General features: G+C 67.9%; 20 protein-coding genes. 15 read left to right on the top strand and 5 right to left on the bottom strand.

Annotation, left to right across the window (positions count from 1 at the left end):
- Positions 1 to 130: 130 nt before the first annotated feature.
- Both AC5ZH6_RS19000 and AC5ZH6_RS18995 read right to left on the bottom strand, forming a co-directional pair.
- Positions 131 to 1,069: a shikimate dehydrogenase gene (locus tag AC5ZH6_RS19000; RefSeq protein ID WP_020170480.1), complete on the bottom strand. Its 939-nt coding sequence runs from the start codon at positions 1,067 to 1,069 to the stop codon at positions 131 to 133.
- Between the two features lie 61 nt (positions 1,070 to 1,130).
- Positions 1,131 to 2,495, bottom strand: a complete 1,365-nt coding sequence (locus AC5ZH6_RS18995) for an MFS transporter (RefSeq protein ID WP_094600869.1) — start codon at positions 2,493 to 2,495, stop codon at positions 1,131 to 1,133.
- A 224-nt stretch (positions 2,496 to 2,719) separates the two neighbouring features.
- Between AC5ZH6_RS18995 and AC5ZH6_RS18990 the strand changes: the two genes are divergently transcribed.
- Positions 2,720 to 4,693 carry a sugar phosphate isomerase/epimerase and 4-hydroxyphenylpyruvate domain-containing protein gene (locus AC5ZH6_RS18990; protein WP_020170481.1) on the top strand — a complete coding sequence of 658 codons (1,974 nt, stop codon included), beginning with the start codon at positions 2,720 to 2,722 and terminating at the stop codon, positions 4,691 to 4,693.
- Positions 4,694 to 4,721: 28 nt separating this feature from the next.
- On the opposite strand, the gene AC5ZH6_RS18985 is transcribed toward AC5ZH6_RS18990, so the two are convergent.
- Positions 4,722 to 5,303 (bottom strand): NINE protein, encoded by a 582-nt coding sequence (locus AC5ZH6_RS18985; RefSeq protein ID WP_079930625.1) that lies wholly within the window; start codon positions 5,301 to 5,303, stop codon positions 4,722 to 4,724.
- A gap of 73 nt (positions 5,304 to 5,376) precedes the next feature.
- Positions 5,377 to 6,471: an alpha/beta fold hydrolase gene (locus AC5ZH6_RS18980; protein ID WP_014360931.1), complete on the bottom strand. Its 1,095-nt coding sequence runs from the start codon at positions 6,469 to 6,471 to the stop codon at positions 5,377 to 5,379.
- A gap of 197 nt (positions 6,472 to 6,668) precedes the next feature.
- Here AC5ZH6_RS18980 and AC5ZH6_RS18975 point away from each other — a divergent pair, with 197 nt between their 5' ends.
- Positions 6,669 to 7,316, top strand: a complete 648-nt coding sequence (locus tag AC5ZH6_RS18975; RefSeq protein ID WP_014360930.1) for a DedA family protein — start codon at positions 6,669 to 6,671, stop codon at positions 7,314 to 7,316.
- A 39-nt stretch (positions 7,317 to 7,355) separates the two neighbouring features.
- Here AC5ZH6_RS18975 and AC5ZH6_RS18970 read toward each other — a convergent pair whose 3' ends face one another.
- Positions 7,356 to 8,933 (bottom strand): MinD/ParA family ATP-binding protein, encoded by a 1,578-nt coding sequence (locus AC5ZH6_RS18970; protein ID WP_496167656.1) that lies wholly within the window; start codon positions 8,931 to 8,933, stop codon positions 7,356 to 7,358.
- A gap of 412 nt (positions 8,934 to 9,345) precedes the next feature.
- On the opposite strand from AC5ZH6_RS18970, the gene AC5ZH6_RS18965 reads away from it, so the two are divergent.
- From AC5ZH6_RS18965 to ahcY, 13 genes are all read left to right on the top strand, one after another.
- Positions 9,346 to 9,693, top strand: a complete 348-nt coding sequence (locus AC5ZH6_RS18965; RefSeq protein ID WP_006370376.1) for a hypothetical protein — start codon at positions 9,346 to 9,348, stop codon at positions 9,691 to 9,693.
- Positions 9,694 to 9,698: 5 nt separating this feature from the next.
- Positions 9,699 to 10,028 (top strand): hypothetical protein, encoded by a 330-nt coding sequence (locus tag AC5ZH6_RS18960; protein WP_014360928.1) that lies wholly within the window; start codon positions 9,699 to 9,701, stop codon positions 10,026 to 10,028.
- 106 nt (positions 10,029 to 10,134) lie between these two features.
- A complete protein-coding gene (locus AC5ZH6_RS18955; protein WP_006370374.1) occupies positions 10,135 to 10,443 on the top strand; it encodes a type VII secretion target in 309 nt (102 codons plus the stop codon).
- Entirely contained in the window at positions 10,440 to 11,804 is a 1,365-nt protein-coding gene (locus tag AC5ZH6_RS18950) for a hypothetical protein (RefSeq protein WP_014360927.1), read from the top strand. Before AC5ZH6_RS18955 ends, AC5ZH6_RS18950 begins: the two co-directional genes overlap by 4 nt.
- A 34-nt stretch (positions 11,805 to 11,838) precedes the next feature.
- Positions 11,839 to 12,156 carry a PE domain-containing protein gene (locus AC5ZH6_RS18945; protein ID WP_020170488.1) on the top strand — a complete coding sequence of 106 codons (318 nt, stop codon included), beginning with the start codon at positions 11,839 to 11,841 and terminating at the stop codon, positions 12,154 to 12,156.
- 95 nt (positions 12,157 to 12,251) lie between these two features.
- Positions 12,252 to 13,250 (top strand): PPE domain-containing protein, encoded by a 999-nt coding sequence (locus tag AC5ZH6_RS18940; protein ID WP_014360925.1) that lies wholly within the window; start codon positions 12,252 to 12,254, stop codon positions 13,248 to 13,250.
- A gap of 2 nt (positions 13,251 to 13,252) precedes the next feature.
- Positions 13,253 to 14,080 (top strand): ESX secretion-associated protein EspG, encoded by an 828-nt coding sequence (locus tag AC5ZH6_RS18935; protein ID WP_238534736.1) that lies wholly within the window; start codon positions 13,253 to 13,255, stop codon positions 14,078 to 14,080.
- Positions 14,077 to 14,217 carry a hypothetical protein gene (locus AC5ZH6_RS18930; protein WP_496167653.1) on the top strand — a complete coding sequence of 47 codons (141 nt, stop codon included), beginning with the start codon at positions 14,077 to 14,079 and terminating at the stop codon, positions 14,215 to 14,217. Before AC5ZH6_RS18935 ends, AC5ZH6_RS18930 begins: the two co-directional genes overlap by 4 nt.
- Positions 14,195 to 14,512 carry a WXG100 family type VII secretion target gene (locus tag AC5ZH6_RS18925; protein WP_006370369.1) on the top strand — a complete coding sequence of 106 codons (318 nt, stop codon included), beginning with the start codon at positions 14,195 to 14,197 and terminating at the stop codon, positions 14,510 to 14,512. Before AC5ZH6_RS18930 ends, AC5ZH6_RS18925 begins: the two co-directional genes overlap by 23 nt.
- A gap of 177 nt (positions 14,513 to 14,689) precedes the next feature.
- Positions 14,690 to 14,992 carry a WXG100 family type VII secretion target gene (locus tag AC5ZH6_RS18920; protein WP_006370368.1) on the top strand — a complete coding sequence of 101 codons (303 nt, stop codon included), beginning with the start codon at positions 14,690 to 14,692 and terminating at the stop codon, positions 14,990 to 14,992.
- A 220-nt stretch (positions 14,993 to 15,212) separates the two neighbouring features.
- Positions 15,213 to 16,160 carry a cation diffusion facilitator family transporter gene (locus AC5ZH6_RS18915; protein WP_006370367.1) on the top strand — a complete coding sequence of 316 codons (948 nt, stop codon included), beginning with the start codon at positions 15,213 to 15,215 and terminating at the stop codon, positions 16,158 to 16,160.
- Between the two features lie 116 nt (positions 16,161 to 16,276).
- Complete coding sequence (locus AC5ZH6_RS18910) at positions 16,277 to 17,824, top strand: amino acid permease (protein ID WP_006370366.1); 1,548 nt, start codon at positions 16,277 to 16,279, stop codon at positions 17,822 to 17,824.
- A 178-nt stretch (positions 17,825 to 18,002) separates the two neighbouring features.
- Positions 18,003 to 19,481 carry an adenosylhomocysteinase gene (gene ahcY / locus AC5ZH6_RS18905; RefSeq protein ID WP_006370365.1) on the top strand — a complete coding sequence of 493 codons (1,479 nt, stop codon included), beginning with the start codon at positions 18,003 to 18,005 and terminating at the stop codon, positions 19,479 to 19,481.
- Positions 19,482 to 19,569: the final 88 nt, after the last annotated feature.

Here is a 19,569-nt window from a genome sequence, read left to right as displayed (position 1 = left end):
GCCGAGGGCGCTCTTCCCGACGCCGACAGCGCTCTTCCCGGCGCCGACAGCGCCTCATCGAGCGCTGTCGGGACTGAGCTGAGCGCTGTCGGTGAACTGGCGGGCGCCCTCGGCGTTGTGACGGGCGTCCTCAGGCGGTCCGGCGTTCGGCGAGGTCCTCGGCGGCGATGAGTTCGGCGATGTGGGCGGCCATCCGGTCGGCGTCCGGCTCGATGCCGGTGAACAGCCGCAGCGCGTCGACGGCCTGCCCGACCGCCATCCCGTCGCCCGGCAGGGTGCGGGCGCCGACCGCACGGGCCGACGCGATCAACTCGGTGACGGCCGGACGGTAGACGACGTCGGCGACCCAGAGGTCGGCGCGCAGCAGCGCCGGGTCCACCGCGATGCCGGGGTGATGGGCCATCCCGATCGGGGTGGCGTGCACCAGTCCGTCCGCGCCGGCCAGCGCGGCGGCAACGGAATCGACTCCACCGGAGGTGATCTCGGCATCGAACATGGCGCGCAGGGTAGCGGCGAGTCCGGCGGCCCGGGTGGTGTCGGTGTCGACGAGGTGGAAGTGGGCGACCCCGGTGGTGAGTACGGCATAGGCGACGGCAGCACCTGCTCCGCCGGCGCCGATCTGCACCACCGACTTCCGGGGGGCGGCCGCTGCGCCGAGACCGGCGCCGAGGCCTCGGTCGAAGCTGCGCGCGAACCCCGACCAGTCGGTGTTGTGGCCGATCGCGCGACCGCCGTCGAAGACGACGGTGTTGACCGCACCGAGACGGGCTGCGTCGGGCGAGAGATCGTCGAGATGGGCCACTATCCGTTGCTTGAACGGATGGGTGACGTTGAGCCCGACGAGCCCGGCGTCGGCGGCGCGGGCCAGCAGCGCCGCGAGGTCGACGGTGGCCGCGGCCGACGCCGGGACGTCGAGGGTCAGATAGGTGTAGTCCAGTCCGTGGTGGGCGGCCTCGCGCTCGTGCATGGCGGGCGTGAGCGACCGGGAGATCCCCTGCCCGATCAGGGCGGCGACCACGGCACCGCCGGATGCGCGGCGGGCTGCGGTGGCGAATTCGATGTCGAACATTGGTGTGTCCTTTGATGATCGGGCCGGGAATCGTCCCGGTGCCGGGTGTGGGCGAGCGGTGTCAGGCCATCGACGGCGAGGCCGGTGCCGACGCGGTCATGGTGTCGGCTCCTTTGACGGGTTCCTCCCCGAGTCGCATCGTGTCGGTCTTGTGCGTCTCGACCGCGGTGGCGGCAGCGAGTGCGGCAACCACGGCGAACGCGGCGACGACCACGGCGACCGGGACCCAACCCATCCGGCCCTCGCCGAGGATCGCGGCGGCGATCAGGGGCAGGAAACCGCTGGCCATGAAGCCGATCTGGGTGCCGATGGCCACGCCCGAGTACCGGACCTTGGCCGGGAACATCTCGGAGTAGAACGACGGCCAGACGGCGTTGGCGGCGGCGTAGACGACGGTCTGGATGATCAGGGTGGCCACGAGGATCGCCCAGAAGGAACCGGTGGTGATGATCAGCAGGTAGGGGAATGCGAGTACGGCGCAGCCCAGTGCTCCGCCGATGAAGATCGGCTTGCGCCCGATACGGTCGGCGGCCAGGCCCCACAGCGGCTGGCTGAGCAGCATGACGAGGTTGGCGATGACGCTGACGAGCAACATCGAACTCTTCGAGACGGCGAAGTCGGTGGTCGCGTATTTGAGGGCGAAGGTCGAGAACAGGGTGCTCATGACCGAGATCGTCGAGCAGGCGATCACCCGGACCAGGGCCCGCCAGTGGAAGCGCAGCAGCACCAGCAGCGGGATGTCGGAGACGCCTTCGGTCGAGTCCTTGATCTTCTCGAAGACGGGGGTCTTGGGCATCGTGCGGCGGATCAGGTATGCGACGAACATGACCACGGCACTGAACCAGAACGGGACACGCCAGCCCCAACTGAGCAGGGTGTCCTCGGGGAGCGCGGCGACGGGGATGAAGGCGAGGGTGCCGACGAGCAGCCCGGCCTGGGTGCCGTTGAGCGTCCAGCTGGCGTAGAACGCGCGCTTGCCCTGGTCGGCGTGTTCGACCGTGAGCGAACTGGCGCCCGATTGCTCGCCTGCCGCCGAAAGTCCTTGCAGCAGGCGAAGAGCGACGAGAGCAATCGGTGCGGCCATGCCGATCGAGTGGTAGTCGGGCAGGCATCCGATCGCGAAGGTGGCCAGGCCCATCAGGATGAGGGTGAACACCAGGACCCGCTGACGGCCGATGCGGTCACCGAAGTGGCCGAGGACCACCGCGCCGACCGGGCGGGCGATGTAGGCGACGCCGAATGTGGCGAAGCTGGCCAGGGTCCCTGCCGTGGGGCTGATGTCGGGGAAGAAGATCTTGTTGAACACCAGCGCCGAGGCGGTGCCGAAGATGAAGAAGTCGTAGTACTCCACCAGGCTGCCCATGAAGCTGGCCAACGCGGCCTTGCGCGGCTGGGCTGCCGGCAGATCGGAAGTGGGTGCGGTCATCGGTCCTCCAAGTTGTGCTCGCCAACACAGGGTGTCGGGCGTGTGACTGACAATACAAAGGACCTTCGTCCCGGTCAAGACAACTAACCAGAACGTTCATAAATATCTCAATATGCGCAGGTGGCAGCCTTGGAAAACTGCACACATATCAGCGTTCCAGGGCGACTCAATGAACCATCTGGTACATTTTTCTCATCGTGTCCCGGATCACAGGAGGCCATCTCATGTCGCTGACCCGCACCGCGCAGACCGCTTCGGGTGCCCCTGGATCGGCGCTGCCGCTCGGCGCCCGAACGTCGATCGCGACGGTCTGTCTGTCGGGAACTCTCGGCGACAAACTCGACGCCATCGCCCACGCCGGCTTCGACGGGGTGGAGATCTTCGAACCCGATCTGATCGCCGCCCCCGGTCGGCCTGCCGAGCTGGCGCGCGCCACGGCCGATCGCGGACTGGCCATCGACCTCTATCAGCCGTTCCGCGATCTCGACTCCCACGATCCGGACCGATTCCGGCGCAACCTCATTCGCCTCGAGCGCAAATTCGACGTGATGGACGACCTGGGTTGCGACCTATTGCTGGTGTGCTCGTCGCCGCTGGCGTCCGCGGCGTGCGATGACGGACTACTCACCGAACAACTCGCGACCGCGGCGCAGCTCGCCGCGGCGCGTGGAAAGCGACTGGCCTACGAGGCGCTCGCCTGGGGGCATCACGTCAACGACTACCGCCACGCGGCCGCCATCGTTGCCGCCGTGGATGATCCGGCACTCGGTACCTGCCTGGACAGCTTTCACATCCTCTCGCGGGGTGATGACCCGTCCGGTATCGCCGACCTGCCCGGCGACTCGATCTTCTTCCTGCAGCTCGCCGATGCCCCGCGGATGGCGATGGACCTGCTGCAGTGGAGTCGCCATCATCGATGCCTGCCGGGGCAGGGCAACTTCGATCTCGCATCGTTCACCGACCACGTTCTTGCGGCGGGCTATCGGGGCCCGTGGTCGTTGGAGGTGTTCAGCGATGTCTTCCGCCATGCGGATCCGGTACGTACCGCACGTGATGCGCACCGCTCGCTACGATATCTCGCGGAACTGGTCGGCGCCGACCGTCCCGAATCATCCGAAACCATTGTGTTGCAGGGGAGTTCGGCGAACGATGAGCAACGGTGGCCCGTCACCGGCGGTGTCGTGTCGATCCGGGTCGCGGCCGGCCCGACCTCGGCTCCCCAACTCGGCGAGGTTCTCGGCGCCATCGGCTTCGATCTGAGCGGCGTCGACAGCTCCACCGGTCTGCAGCTCTACCGTGATGCCGAGTTGGCCGTCGTCGTCGATCCGACCGTCGGCACCGTCTGGACGTCGCCGGGAGCGCCGGCCGACATGCCGACCATCGCGCAAATCGGTTTGCGCAGTGCCGATCCGGAGGCGTGGGCGGCACGTGCCGCGGAGTTCGACGTACCGGTTGCATCGATCGCGGCACCCGGGCCGTCGTCGAAGCCCGAGGCGGCGGTGGAGGTCGTGCGACTCGACGTCACCGACACCCTCGCCGTCGACCTGCGTCCCGCCTTGTCGGCGGGGACCTGGCAGCGCCATTTCGATCTGGTGCCGCGCGAGCCCGCCGCGGTCACCTCGCTCTACACCGGGGTCGACCACATCGGCATCGGCATGAGCCCCGCGGACTGGGAGGCGGCAATGTTGTTGCTGCGCTCGGTATTCGGCATGTCCGTCGAGGAGGGGCTCGACGTGCCCGACGCGGTCGGAACGATGCGCTCGCAGGCACTGACATCGGCAACCGAGAGCGGTGAGCCGATCCGACTCGTCGCGTCCCTGGTGCCGTCGCGACTCGACGGTCACGGCCCGCTGCGCCGGCGTGGCGGACTGACCCATGCGGCATTCGCCTGCGACGACATCATCGCCACCGCCCGCGCATGCCGCTCCCGAGGGCTGATCACACTGCCGATCCCGGAGAACTACTACGACGACCTGCGGGCGCGCTTCGACCTCGATGCCGATCGGATCGATGCGCTACGCCGCTACGACATCCTCTACGACGCCGACGAGACCGGCGGAGAGTTCTTCCACTTCTTCACCCCGACCATCGCCGACGACCTGTTCTTCGAGGTGGTCTGCCGTCGCGGGGGATACCGCGGGTACGGAGAGGCCAACTCGCCGGTGCGGGTGGCCGCGGCGCTCGCCTTCGACGCCTGAACCGGTCTGTCGCGTGTGTGCTCGCCGCTCAGCTGCGGAGCTTGCGTCCCTGCGGGTCGCGGACGCTGCCGGCGAACATCATGATCGCGTCGACGAGGACCCAGATGCCGAAGCCGAGGATCACCAGCCAGCCGACGAGCAGCATGATTCCGCCGAATGCCGCTCCGCCGGTGGAATTGCTGTTGGCCCCGGCGGCAACGACGACGAAACCCACGATCACCAGGAGCCAGCCGACGATGTGGCCGCTCAACTGGATCACAGCCAACTTCATGTCGCCGATGTAGAAACGACCGGCGGCGAAGCCCCCGAGGAACAGCTGCAGCAGGCCTGCGGTCAGCTTGCTCTTGTCCGACAACGGTTCACCGGTCGCCGGGTCGACGTTGAAGTCGCCGTATCCGGGCACCCCACCGTAGGCGGGATACGGGGACTGGCCGGGGGCAACGCCGTACGGCTGGGCGCCGTAGCCCGGCTGCGATCCGAAGCCCGGCTGAGATCCATAACCTGGTTGGGACCCGTACCCGGGCTGGGAACCATAGCCCGGCTGGCCTGCGCCGTACGCCTGGCCCTGACCGCTGTTTCCCGGATACTGCTGATAGCTCATGGCGACCATGTTCTCACGGGGATCGGCGGCAGGGGAGTCGAGCGTAGGCCACCCGATCGACACCTCGTCCCCCGCCCGCAGGTCAGGTTGCGCTGCGCTCGTCCTCGATCGCATCGAGCACCGCCTCGACGGTGTCCTCGTCGCCGACGAACTCCTCCGGCCGGGCACCGCCGGTGGACATCAGATGCCGCCAGTTCTGCGGATCGAAGTCCACCGGTTGCGTGCGCTCGAGGAAGCTGGTGATCACCTGCACGAAACGCTCGGGATCGTCGTGGAAAGGGAAGTGACCGGCGCCGGGGAACGTCGCCAATTCCGAATGCGGGATCGCAGAATGCCCGATCAGCGCATGCTCGTACGGGATGACGGTGTCGAGTTCGCCCCAGACGAACAGCACCGGAAGGCGTTCGGTCAGGTAGCAGCGGTCGAGCATCGTCACCGCCTGACCACGCCAGTCGACCACCGCGCGCAGGGTGCGCAGGAACGCCGCCTGCGCGTGCGGATCGGCGAGATCGCCGAGTACGCGCAAGAGATCCTCGTGGTCGTTGAGCGTCCGGCGCGGTGAGATCTCCTGCGGTACACCGGGAAGGTGGGGCAGGCTGACCAGGGCCTTGGCCGCGCCCTGCAGCGCGGGCATCACCCCGGGTATCCGCAGCAGCGTCAGGACCTCGTTGACCACCGGAAGTGTCACCAGCCGCAATGCCGGATTGACCTCGCGGGTCACACCGCCGGCGGCCACCAACACCAACCGCTCGACGAATCGCGGGAACTGGTAGCAGAACTGCATCGCGACGCCGCCGCCGAGGGAATGGCCGACGACGGTCACCTTCGTGACACCGAGGACGACGAGCAGATCACGCATCCCGTTGGCGAATGCCGGTACCGAGTAGTCCGCGCGGGGTTTGTCCGAGCGGCCGTGGCCGAGGAGGTCGGGCGCGATGACGGTGTAGTGCTGGGCGAGCATCGGGATGACCTCGTCCCAGGTCGAGGAGTTGTCCCCGATGCCGTGGATCAGCAGGAGTGCCGGTCCGCTTCCGGCGATGCGGTACGCGCGGCGATAGCCGTGGATCGTGTGGTATTCGATCCGAACCTCGGTGTCGGAGACGGGCCGCAGATTCGGCGTGGACGAACCCGCCGTCTTCGTCCGGCCGGAGGTCGGGGGAGGCTGGGTGGTGGACACGGTCGGCTCCTTGAGGTCACGTCGTCGTGAGAGTCGGCGGGCTGGGGTCGTGCGCGGTGGATTCGCGCCGCATGTTTACGACCGAGTAAACCCCACATGGGCACGCTCTGCCCAGCATGTTGCATCGAGTTAACGTGGGCATCGACACCCCGGCGGGCCGGGGCCGGTGGTGCTCGCAGCACCTAGGGTGGACCATGATGAACCCCTTCGATGTCGACTCGTTCCTCGCCACCGGCGGCGTGATCGGCCTGTGCGTCCTCATGTTCGTCGAAACCGGCATCCTGATCGGGTTCCTCTTCCCGGGCGATTCGGTATTGTTCACCGCGGGAGTGCTTGCTGCGCAGCCGAATCCGTTCGCGAAGCTGTGGTGGCTATGTCTCGTGGTGCCGCTGGCGGCGGCGGCCGGTGATCAATGTGGCTATTTCCTCGGTCGGCGTCTGGGCCGGTCGGTGATCGAGGGCCGGATGATGCGCGCGGTGGGACCCGAGTACGTCGAGCGCACCCATCGCTATTTCCAGCGCTACGGCCCGCTGACGGTGTTCTTCGGCCGATTCATCGGAGTGGTTCGGACGCTGACTCCGTTGGTCGCCGGATTCAGCGGCATGCCGCATCGGGTGTTCACGCTGTTCTCGTTGCTCGGCAGCGTGGTGTGGGCGTCCGGACTGATCCTGCTCGGCTACTTCCTCGGGCAGGTGCCGTTGATCCGCGACCACCTCGAGGTGTTCATCATCGCCTCGATGCTCACCGTCGTGATCCCGATGGCCGTCGGGATCACCCGACGCTGGCTGGCGCACCGCCGCGAGCGAGCAGAGACGCTTGCCGCCGTCGACCCCGACACCGACTGATCGTCGCCTTCCTGGCGCCCGGGGCGTGTCCGGCCCGGTTCAGCCGTAGAACGGTTCCTCGCGGCGAACCGTCGGCGCGAACTCGTCGGCGATGGTCGCGGCGAGCTCGACGAACGCCAAACGGGTGGGCTTGCCGACGAGCTCGAGATCGACGTCGGCGCCCTCGGCGAGATGATCGTCGAACGGAATCGTCTGTACCGCACGGCATCGTGTCAGAAAGTGCTGACCCAATTGGTCGGTGTCGATGGTCGATGACCCCGGGCGCGACGAGCTGAGTACGACGACCGCGCGCGACACCAGGTGACCGTATCCGTGGGCCTCGAGCCAATCGAGTGTGGCCGAGGCGCTACGGGCGCCGTCCAGCGCCGGCGACGAGACCAGGATGATGGCGTTCGCCAGGTCGAGCACGCCGTTCATCGCCGAGTGGCTCAGGCCGGTTCCGCAGTCGGTGATGATGATGTTGTAGAAGCGTTGGAGGATGGTGACCACGCCGCGGTACTCGTCCTCGCTGAATGCTTCGGCCATGGCCGGGTCCCGTTCGGAGGCAAGTACTTCCAGACGCGACGGTGCCTGTGAGGTGTGGGCGCGCACATCGCTGTAGCGGTAGACGTTGTCGTCGGAGAGCAGATTACGCACGGTCGACGCCGTCTGCTGCGGGACCCGCTGAGCCAGTGTTCCCAGGTCGGGGTTGGCGTCGACGGCGATCACCCGGTCGCCGCGCAGGGAGGCGAAGGTCGAGCCCAAACCGACTGTCGTGGTGGTCTTTCCGACACCACCCTTCAGGGAGAGCACCGCGATGCGGTAATCACCGCGAACCGGTCGACGCAGCCGCTCGAGTAGTTGCTGGTACCGGATCTCGGTGGCGGAGTCGCCGGGATTGATGGTGCCGGCCGAGATCGTGTGCACCGCCCGCCGCCAGCCGCGGGCGGGGGCTCGGCGAGCCTTGCGCAGCAGGGCGACCTCGTCGAGAGCCGGTCCCTGTTGCGGCATCGGCGACCCGAATCCCATCGGCTGGGCGTAGCCGATGTCCGGCGGCGGTGCGTAGCCGGCCGGCGCGGGCGGCATGTGCGGGGGCGTCGGTGCGCCGGGGGCCGGACCCGAGGGCACGGGTCCGGGCGGGGTGGGTCCGGTGGGCATGGGGCCGGGCGTGTACCCCTGCGCCGAGGGGTCGAACCCGTTGGGCGCGTACGGGTATCCCGGTGCGGGCTGGTTGTGCTGAGGGTGCTGGGGTGCCTCGTGAGGTGCCTGGTATCCGTTGGCCGGGGGGAACGGTGCGTGGTGCGACTGCGGCGGCTGTGCCGGCGCCGCAGGAGTGGAAGAGCTCGCCGGTGCCGGGTGCTCCGGTGCTGCATCGGCGGGGACCGGACCGGCGGGTGCTGCGCTGGCGGGTGCTTCGTCGGTCGGTGTGCCAGGGGCCGGGGATTCCGTTGGGGACGGGGGAAACGGTTGTCGGTCGACGCCGAAGCCGGCAACGGCCTCGCCCGGTGCTTCGGTTCCGTGTGCGGGTTCGGTCGGTGCATCGCCGGTTCGTGACGCGTCCTCGGGAGGTGCGAACTGCAACCATGGTGGGGTTGCGGGCATCATCGCCGATGGATGTCCGTTGTTCTCGTGCGTCATCGCTTCCCCCTGCAAGGTGATTCCCGGTGACATGGGTCCGCCCGCTCGGCGGGACGGACGTCACCACGCTGGGGAGTGTACCCATGGGTGTCGGATCGTGAATGGTGAGCGTCACGCCGAGCAACGATCCGGGTCGGGGGCGGTGACGACGGGGCGTCGTAAGAGGCCCGTGACAGCAAGAGGGCTCCGACGACTCCGGGGTTATCCCCAGACATCACGCGCAAACCGGACACCGCATGTGATCTGTGGCATCATCTCAACACCGTCAGCGGAGGTCATCGGCAACGGTCGAAAAAGTTCCGGTCGAGTGGGAACCCTGACCGCTCCCGCTGCGTCCAACCAGGACATCGCACATCAGCGGCGGCGCGGACGCCGCTGCGGTACAGGGAGTAATCGACGTGGGGGAGGGCCAATGACCGGCGAGGATCTCGGTGGTGGGGTCGAGGAGACATCCTCGGCGCGATCGCGGGATGGGGCGATCTCGGTGATCACGACGCCGGCGGGCCTGCCGCTGGCGGTGCGTATCGACGACACCCAGCTGCGCAAACATCCCCAGGCCGTGGCCGACGACGTTCTTCGATTGTGCCAACAGTCGGCGATGGCTTCGGCGATCCGGCTGCGTGCTCGGCTGCTCGAGTCCGGGACGCCATCGGAGGTGGTCGAGTCGCTCGGTCTGCCCAGGCCCGACGATCTGGCCGGCGCCGAGCTGCGCGACGACGACGAGGCCGACGCACCCGCGTCCTGGCTCAGGTCGGTGTGAGTGCGATGAACCCGGCGATGGACGAACTCGAATCCCGCGCGACCACCCAACTGGGCCGTCTACACGACTTCTCCGACGAGCTGGCGCGGATTCGGGTCCGGGAGAGCTCCCCCGACGATCTGATCACCGTGGAGGTCGACGGTTCCGGGGCGATGACGGGGTTGTGGCTCGCCGATGGGGCCGGCGAGCTCGGTGGCGCCCGCCTCGGCTCCGGGATCGTGGCGACGGCCATGCTCGCCGCCCAACGAGCATTCGCCCGACGAGCCGCGATGACCGAAGACTTCACCGCGTCATTCGCGGAGTTGGTGCAGTCGCGGCCGGACGGGTCGCGGTGACCGACCGCGCGGTGACATCGACGAGCGTGACTGAAGTCGACGACGTGGCTGTAGATGACATGGCTGTAGATGACATGGCAGTAGATGACATGGCAAGGGGGAGAACATGAATCATGTGACGGTGACACCGGAGGTCCTCGAGGGCTTCGCGGCGACCAACGCCGCGATCGGTACTGCGGTGGCTGCGGCCGGGTCGGTCAACGCCGCCGCGAACACGGCGGTCATGATCCCCGTGTTCGGACTGATCGGGCAAGAATTCCTCGCGGCATTCATTGCTGCACAGGCCAATCACCTGTTCGCGGTCGGCAACCTGGCCGCCGTCCACGCGGCGACTGCGGCGAGCGCACTCGGCGGCCTCGCCGAATTCGAGGCCGTCGACGCCGCCTCCGCCGCAACCCTGCGGTCGGTGCTGTGAGTCAACCGTCCGTCTCCGGGCAGCACACCTCCGGGCCGCCCGAGTTCCCGGCGCTCACCGAGATGTCGGTCAACGACATGATCGCGGCGACACCGCTCGGACCGATCCTCGACCGGCCGGTCGGCGACGTGCTGGCGGGGTTGGGACTTCCGCCGCTGCCCGAGTTCCCGCCGTTGCCACCGCTTCCAGGGCTGCCGCCACTACCGGTCATCGACGTCGGTCTGCTCGTCAAACCGATCACCGATCTGCTCGGCAGCTTCGGGACCGGCGACCTGTCGGCGGCCGACTTCGATCCGACGGTCATCTTCCAGGGGCTGTCCACGATGCTCGAGTCGTCGATGTCGATGGCGCAGGCCGCCCTGAAGATCGCCGACGAGGTGTGGGGTGGTCAGAGCGCGGTGTCGGCGGCTGCGAAAACCGGTGAGGCGAGCGTCAACAGTGGGCAGCTTGCAGCGCAGGGCAGCGGCATGTCCTTCGACATCCAGGCCGCCGCGGGCATCGTCGCCGCCGGTGTGGCAACCCTGCAGGCCATCCTGGCCGCCACCATCGCCAAGATCACCGCGGCCGTCTCGTTCACCGGGCCGGCGGCCCTGCCACTCGCAGTGAGCCTGGCCGGCCTCGGACTGTCCGAGGCGACCGCCGCCGTCGCTGCCACGCGGGCCCAATTGCTGGCTCCCACAACCCACATGACCGTGAACGGGGCGCCGGTGCCGGTCACCAACGCGCCCACCGGCGCAGCCGGTGCTGCGCAGTCACCGTTTGCCCTCGCCGGCACGATCCTCGACGCGGTGTCCCCGGTGGTCTCCACGGCCACCGAGATCCCCTCGATGCTCACCGCACCACTGCAGCAGGTGCTGGCCGCCGACGATACGGCGGTCCGGCCGGCCGCATATGTCGCGCCGAAGGACGGCGCCGGTGGGCCTTCCGGGCCCGGCGGCGGCCCGGCCGGTCTGGGTGCGATGCCGATGGGCGCCGGTGGTGCCGGCCGCGGCGGTGGTGGGGCCGGTGGTACGGCGATCACCGCGCCGCTGGGCGCGGCCCGTTCCGGGATGCCCGTCGTCGGTGCCACCGAACCGGCGAGCTACACCCCGGCCTCGCCGGCGCGTGCGGCCTCTGGGACCGCCACACCGATGCCGGCATCGATGGCGCCGATGGCCGCCGCCGGGGCTGCACGCGGGGCCGGGGCGTCCGACGACACCCACGAGGTTCCCGATTATCTGGTGACCGAGGACAACGGAAAGCAGATGGTCGGCGGCGTCGCGGACGTCGCTCCCGCCGTGCTCGGCGCCGACGCCGACCCGGAGACCCCGCCCGACATCGAATTACGACTCGGTCCGGCCGGGCCGGTCTCACCCCGATGAGTCCAGTGCTCGTCACCATCAGAAAGGTCAGCCCGTGACACCGTCACCAACCACCGGCAACGTGGACGTCGATCCGCATGAGTTGTCCAGGGCCTGCGCCGATCTCGAACGTCTGGCGCTGTCCCTGGAAGAAGCGCTCGGACGACTCGCCGCGGAGGCCGCAGTCGCCGCGCCCGGTCGAGACGAGGTATCGGTGACCACGGCGGCCTCGGCCACCGCGGTGGCCGATCGCTTCGCCGAGGACGCGACCTCCGGCATCGAACAACTGCGCAACATCGCGGCGATGCTGCGGTCCCACGCCGGCGACCTCGCCGACGCCGACGATCAAGCCGCGACCGGACTGCGGACCTGACGACGGCCCCAGGCGCCGACGACCGCATGACCACCTGAACCCCGTCCGTAGACCGTCATCCCGACCAACCCACCGAGCAGCCGAGAGGAGTGGGCATGACCGGATTCACCGGAGTCCTCTGGGACACCCGTACCAGTCGCCGACTCGCGAGCGACCTCGTCGAGGGACCCGGAGCGTCGGCGTTCGCCGACGCCGCGATCGCCTGGGGCGCACTCGCCGGTGAGTTCACCGGCGCAGCAGCCGAATACGGAGCCGTCCTCGCACGACTGCGGGCCGACTGGGAGTCCGGCGCAGCCACCGACGCCCTCGACCGCCTCGACGATCTCCTCGGATGGTTGACCGACATGGCAGCGCAGGCCACCGAAGCTGCGGCGATGACCGAGGCGCAGTCACTCGCCGTGTCGGTGGCGCGCCTGGCGATGCCGAGCACCGCGGAGGTCGATCTCGCCGACACGCTCGCGCATGGTGCGGCGGTCGTCGCCTCGGTCGCGCCGATCGCCACCGGGGCGGCCGCGCACGCCGAACGCGCGGTCCACGATCAACGGATGCGCGCGGCACGGGTGATGGAGGCCTACGAAACGGCCGCCGAGCCGCTGGCACAGCCCTGGCGAGCTCCCTGTTCCGCACCACAACTGGTGCCCGACACCCCGCCGGTCACCACGTCGAGCCGATCGCCGCAGACGCCGGTCGTCCCCGCCGCCGCGGGTCATGGGTCGGGCGCGGGCACGGGAATCGTTGCGCCGATGATGCTCTCCGCGCCGACTCCTCGGGGTGCGTACACGCCGACGATGGTGGCCTCGGCGCCCGCCGCGTCACCCACGGCGGTCACCACCGCCGGCGCGGGTCAGGCGGGATCGACGACGTCCGGAGCGTCGTCCGCGCTACCTCCGCCCATGGCACCGATGACCTCGACGGCATCGATGGTCGACCGCGTGGTCCGCGTCGATACCCAGGCACAGGCCGAGATCGGGCAGGCCGAAGCGTCCCCACGCCCTCCGGAAACCTGGGCCGAGGTCGCCGCACAGTCGAGCACGGCGCTCGACCCCCGATACGTCGAGCAGACCCTCATCCTGGACACGGGGAGGACGCCGTGATCGTGACCTCCACCGATTCCTGCCGCCTCGAGATCGCGGTATTGCGCCGACTCGGGCAACGATGTGGGGTCACCACCTGGCCGGTGGTCCTCGACCTCTGGACGCCGGCGGCCGACGGTGCACACAGCGAGACAGGAGCCGACACCCGAGGCCCTGCCGATCACGACGATGCCACTCTGGACCGTGCCATCACGGAGGCGGGACTCGTCGACAGCAGCGGCCCCACGCTGTGGGCCGACCTGGTGCTCGGGGTGCTCGCCCACCCCGACCGGGAACTCGAGATCCGGGGTTTCGCCACCGATTCGACGGTTCGCGCCTGCGTGGCCCGGCGCGGTCACGACCACGTTCTCGCGGTGCGGCGAGGCGATCACCTCGACCTCGCCCTCCTCGACGTGCGTGACACCAACGCCCTGGCCGGCGTCGTTCGCGCGACGTGCGGCCCGCACGACGCACTGGACTTCACCGAGACCAGCGTCCCCACCCGCGAACTGACCGAGAGGTTCGGCCACTGTGCCGACACCGCCGGTGTTGTTGCGGCACTGCGTGCATGGGGCGCCACGGCTGCCGATGCGATCCGTGTGGCCGACGCGTTGCTGTCCTGCGACGTGCGGTGGGAGATCGTGGCCACCTCGCGTGCCGACGGCGCCTTCACCCAGACTTCTGGGGCCATCGGGATCATCGACTCGCGTGCGGGTCGAATTCTGATGGGCCTCAGCAGATCTCCCGATGACAGATTGTGGACCACCATCACCCCGGGAACGGGGCATCGGATCGGTGCGGCCGTGGACCGGCTGATCGACACCCTGCCCGGACGACGGTGGTTCCCATGAGTCGACGGGATTTCCCCATCGAGATCTTCGCCGGGGGACATCAGCGCCTGTCCGCACGGACAGCGCTTCGGGGGCATCGCGACGACGGTGCCGACATCTATGAGGAGGAGCACCATGAATCTCGATGGAGCAGTTGACGTCGACGTCGAATCAGGCTTGGCCACAGCGCAATCGGTCTCGCAGATCGTCGACGACATGCAGGCGGTGATCCGGCAGATCGCCACCGCGGCGTCGACGGGCGTGTCCAGCTGGAACGGCCGGGCGTCCAACGCATTCGACAACACCCACACCGACTGGAACTCGTCGGCGACGGCGCTCAACGCCGCTCTCGACGACATCCGGAACCAGTTGACCGCTGGTTTCAGCGGCTACGACGACCAGGATTCGCAGGCCGCGGGCGGCTTCGGCGCCGAGGGGCCGCTGCGCCTGTAGACCGCTGCCGCTGTAGACCACCGTGTCTGTGGGCCCCGGCCCGACTGGCGCACCTCACCACTGACCTCGAATCACCACCGAGCTCGACCACCACCGAGCTCGACCACCACCGAGCTCGAATCACCACCGAGCTCGATCAACTCTGGCCATGACCACATCTGACCGAAAGGACTTCCCATGTCCGGGAGAATCAAGTACGACTTCGCCGCCCTCGGCGACCTCGAAGGGGGACTGAACGCCCAGTTCGGCCGCCTCGAAGACCTGGCGTCGCAGCTGAAATCTCAAGTCGCCGCACTCGACGGCAATTGGCGCTCGCCCGGCGCGAAGCAGGCCTACGACGCCGCCCAGCAGAACTGGGACCGCGTGTTCATGCAGGCCCGCGAGCAGTTGCTCGGCATCCAGCGCGGCGTCACCAATGCGCGGACGGTGATGAACGAGACCGATACCTCGATCGCACGCGGCTTCGGCGGGCTCGTCTAGGTCCGCCGCAACGGGCCCGGCCCACACCCCACACCTTCGGCGCCGCGGGGGCTCCGGCACCGAAGGTGTGGGCATCGGCTCGTCACCCGATCCGCCGGTGAGGGCTCGGTGGCGGTGCTCGCGCCGGTGCCGATGGTGGTGTCCCGGCGCGCGGTGATGCCCTAGAGTTCGCGATGTTGCGCCGTCATGCCGGGTTCCCGGCGAATGGGAGGATCAGCTCGTGTCCGCCGAAGGTTCCAAGAAGGCGATCGTCGCCGCCCTGACCGCCAATGCCGGTATCGCGATCGCCAAGTTCGTCGGGTTCGCCGTCACCGGCTCGTCGTCGATGCTCGCCGAGGGCGTGCACTCGGTCGCCGACACCGCCAACCAGGGCCTACTGCTGCTCGGGCAACAACGATCGGCCCGCCGGGCCGATCGGCTGCATCCCTTCGGGTATGGGCGCGACCGGTATTTCTACTCGTTCATCGTCGCACTCGTGATCTTCGCTCTCGGTTCGCTTTTCGCGCTCTACGAGGGAGTCGAGAAGATCATTCACGCCCACGACCACGGGCTTGAGTCGCCGCTCGTCGCGGTCGTCATCCTGCTCGTCGCGATCTGCCTGGAGAGCTACAGCTTCGCCACCGCATTTCGCGAGTCGCGGCCGTTGAAGGGGTCGGCGAGCTGGTGGCGGTTCATCCGCAACTCTCGCAACCCCGAACTGCCCGTCGTCCTGCTCGAGGACAGCGGAGCCCTCATCGGTCTCGTCCTCGCCCTCGGCGGCGTGGGCTTGACGATGGCGACCGGCGATGCGATCTGGGACGGCATCGGGACGGTCTGCATCGGGGTGTTGCTGGGGGTCATCGCGATCGTGCTCATCGTGGAGATGAAGAGCCTGTTGATCGGGGAGGGCGCCACCGAATCCGAGGAGGCCGCGATCATGACAGCGCTCGCCGCCGACGGCGTCGACCGCGTCATCCACATCAAGACCCAGTACCTCGGCCCGGAGGAGATGCTGGTGGCCGCGAAGATCGCGATGCCACCGAACGCCGACCTGCAGACCGTGGCCCATACCATCGACGCCGCCGAGACCAGGGTGCGTGCGGCGGTACCGCAGGCCCGCATCATCTACCTCGAACCCGATATCGACCGCAGCGATCCGTCGGCCCGATCCGCACCGAAATCCGGGTAAGTCGTGATCGCGTCGATTAGCGTCTAGCCCACCGCAACCAGTCGGCACCGTGGTGGTCGTTCTCGCCGATCGGCTCGAACCGCACACGGCTGCACCAACAAGAGAGGTCGAGGCGAATGGCCAACCCGCTGACCCGGGTCAAGTCCGTCGAGCAATCGATGGCCGACACCGATGAGCCCGGACACCAACTGCGCAAGAACCTGACTTCGTGGGATCTGATGGTCTTCGGGGTGTCGGTGGTCATCGGCGCAGGTATTTTCACCATCACCGCGACCACCGCGGGTAACAAGGCCGGCCCGGCCATCTCGCTGTCGTTCATCATGGCCGCCATCGCCTGTGCCCTGGCGGCGCTGTGTTACGCCGAATTCGCCTCGACCGTGCCGGTCGCCGGATCGGCGTACACCTTCGGTTACGCGACCTTCGGCGAGTTCCTCGCGTGGATTCTCGGGTGGGATCTGATCCTGGAGTTCGCCGTGGGCGCCTCGGTGGTGTCCAAGGGGTGGTCGTCCTATCTCGGCAGTGTGTTCGGATTCTCCGGCGGCACAGTCGATGTGGGGTCGGTGACAATCGACTGGGGGGCGATGATCATCGTCGCCGTGGTGACCACGCTGCTGGTACTCGGCACCAAACTGTCCTCGCGCGTCAGTGCCGTCATCACGGCCATCAAGGTGGCCGTGGTGCTGCTGGTGATCGTCGTCGGGTTCTTCTACGTCAAGGCCGCCAACTTCAGCCCGTTCATCCCGCCCGGCGAAAGCGGTGCGGGCGCCGAGAAGTCGGTCGACTCGTCACTGTTCTCATTGATCACCGGTGGCGGCGAGAGCTCCTACGGCTGGTACGGCGTGTTGGCGGCGGCGTCGATCGTCTTCTTCGCGTTCATCGGATTCGACGTGGTCGCCACCACCGCCGAGGAAACCCGGAACCCGCGTCGGGACGTCCCCCGCGGAATCCTCGGATCGCTGGCGATCGTCACCGTCCTCTACGTCCTGGTGACCATCGTGGTGACCGGAATGGTCAGCTACACACAGCTGGCCACCAGCGCAGGCAACGGCGAACCCAAGAATCTGGCCACCGCATTCGCGCTCAACGGGGTCACCTGGGCGGAGAAAACCATTGCCATCGGTGCCCTCGCCGGTCTGACGACCGTCGTGATGGTCCTGATGCTCGGCCAGTCGCGGGTGTTGTTCGCCATGTGCCGCGACGGATTGCTGCCACGCGGTCTGGCCAAGACGCACCCGCGTTTCGGTACCCCGGCCCGGCTCACCCTGCTGATCGGACTGGTGGTGTTCATCGTCGCCGGCTTCTTCCCGATCGACAAACTGGAGGAGATGGTCAACGTCGGGACGCTGTTCGCGTTCATCGTCGTGGCGGCGGGTGTGATGATCCTGCGCCGCACCCGGCCGGATCTCGACCGCGGCTTCACCGTTCCCGGCGGACCGATCATCCCGGTCCTGGCCATCCTGGCCTGCATCTGGCTGATGCTCAATCTGTCGGCGCTGACCTGGATTCGCTTCGTCATCTGGATGGTGATCGGTGTGGCCGTCTACTTCCTGTACGGCATGCGCCACTCGATGGTCGGCAAGCGTGAGCGCGGCGAGGTCGAGGGCGTCGACACCGTCAGCGCGGGTGCCGCCGCGTCCGGAGGCCCCGACCTGTCCAAGGAGTGATCCGCCCTGGAGCGGCGCGCCCGGTGGCGTCCCGCTCGGCGCCCACGCCCCACGCCCCGCGGCCCGCTGACGGCGTCGGATAGCCTGGTCCTCAGATCTCTTCGTCGTGTCCCCGGTGGGCGCACCCTGCGCTCACCGGTGTCACGCGAGGAGCCACACCGACTCCGAAGGGGACCAGATGACCATGGTGCAGAACGACGCACCGCAGGCAGACTCCATCAACGGCATCGACTTCAAGGTTGCCGATCTCTCGCTGGCCGACTTCGGCCGCAAGGAGATCGAACTCGCCGAACACGAGATGCCCGGCCTGATGTCGCTGCGGCGCGAATACGCCGAGGTCGCCCCGCTCAAGGGCGCACGGATCTCGGGGTCGCTGCACATGACCATCCAGACCGCGGTGCTCATCGAGACGCTCGTGTCGCTCGGTGCGCAGGTCCGGTGGGCCTCGTGCAACATCTTCTCCACCCAGGACCACGCCGCCGCCGCAGTCGTCGTCGGCCCGCACGGCACGCCCGACGAGCCCAAGGGCGTCCCGGTGTTCGCGTGGAAGGGCGAAACGCTCGAGGAGTACTGGTGGGCCGCCGAGCAGATGCTCACCTGGCCCAACCCCGACGAGCCCGCCAACATGATCCTCGACGACGGCGGCGATGCCACCATGCTGGTGCTGCGCGGCGCCGAGTTCGAGAAGGCCGGTGTCGTTCCGCCCGCCGATGAGAACGACTCCGCCGAGTACAAGGTCTTCCTGGATCTGCTGCGGTCGAGCTTCGAGGCCGACAAGACCAAGTGGTCGAAGGTCGCCGAGTCGGTCAAGGGCGTCACCGAGGAGACGACCACCGGTGTGCTGCGGCTCTATCAGTTCGCCGCTGCCGGCGACCTGGCGTTCCCGGCCATCAACGTCAACGACTCGGTCACCAAGTCCAAGTTCGACAACAAATACGGCACCCGCCACTCGCTCATCGACGGCATCAACCGCGGCACCGACGTCCTCATCGGCGGCAAGAAGGTCCTGATCTGCGGGTACGGCGACGTCGGCAAGGGCTGTGCGGAATCGCTGGCCGGTCAGGGCGCACGCGTCCAGGTCACCGAGATCGACCCGATCAACGCCCTGCAGGCACTGATGGACGGATTCGACGTGGTCACCGTCGAGGATGCGATCTCCGGGGCCGACATCGTCATCACCTCGACCGGTAACAAGGACATCATCCTGCTCGAGCACATGAAGCAGATGAAGAACCAGGCGATCCTGGGCAACATCGGGCACTTCGACAACGAGATCGACATGGCGGGTCTCGAGCGTTCCGGCGCCAAGCGGATCAACGTCAAGCCGCAGGTCGATCAGTGGATCTTCGACGACGGCCACTCGATCATCGTGCTGAGCGAGGGCCGGCTGCTCAATCTCGGCAACGCGACCGGTCATCCGTCGTTCGTGATGAGCAACAGCTTCTCCAACCAGGTCATCGCACAGATCGAACTGTGGACCAAGAACGACGAGTACGACAACGAGGTCTACCGGCTGCCCAAGCATCTCGATGAGAAGGTCGCCAAGATCCACGTCGAGGCGCTCGGCGGCACGCTGACCAAGCTCACCAAGGAGCAGGCCGAGTACATCAACGTCGACGTCGAGGGACCCTACAAGCCCGAGCACTACCGTTACTGAGGCGCACCCATCTCGAAAACGCTGCCCCGCTCGACACCTCGAGCGGGGCAGCGTTTTTCGCTATTCGTCAGTACCGGGTTCTCGGTGT

It is taken from the genome of Gordonia sp. YC-XJ4 (assembly GCF_059511865.1).
Note: the sequence above shows the minus strand (reverse complement) of the source record. Positions and strands in the feature narration are given on the sequence as shown.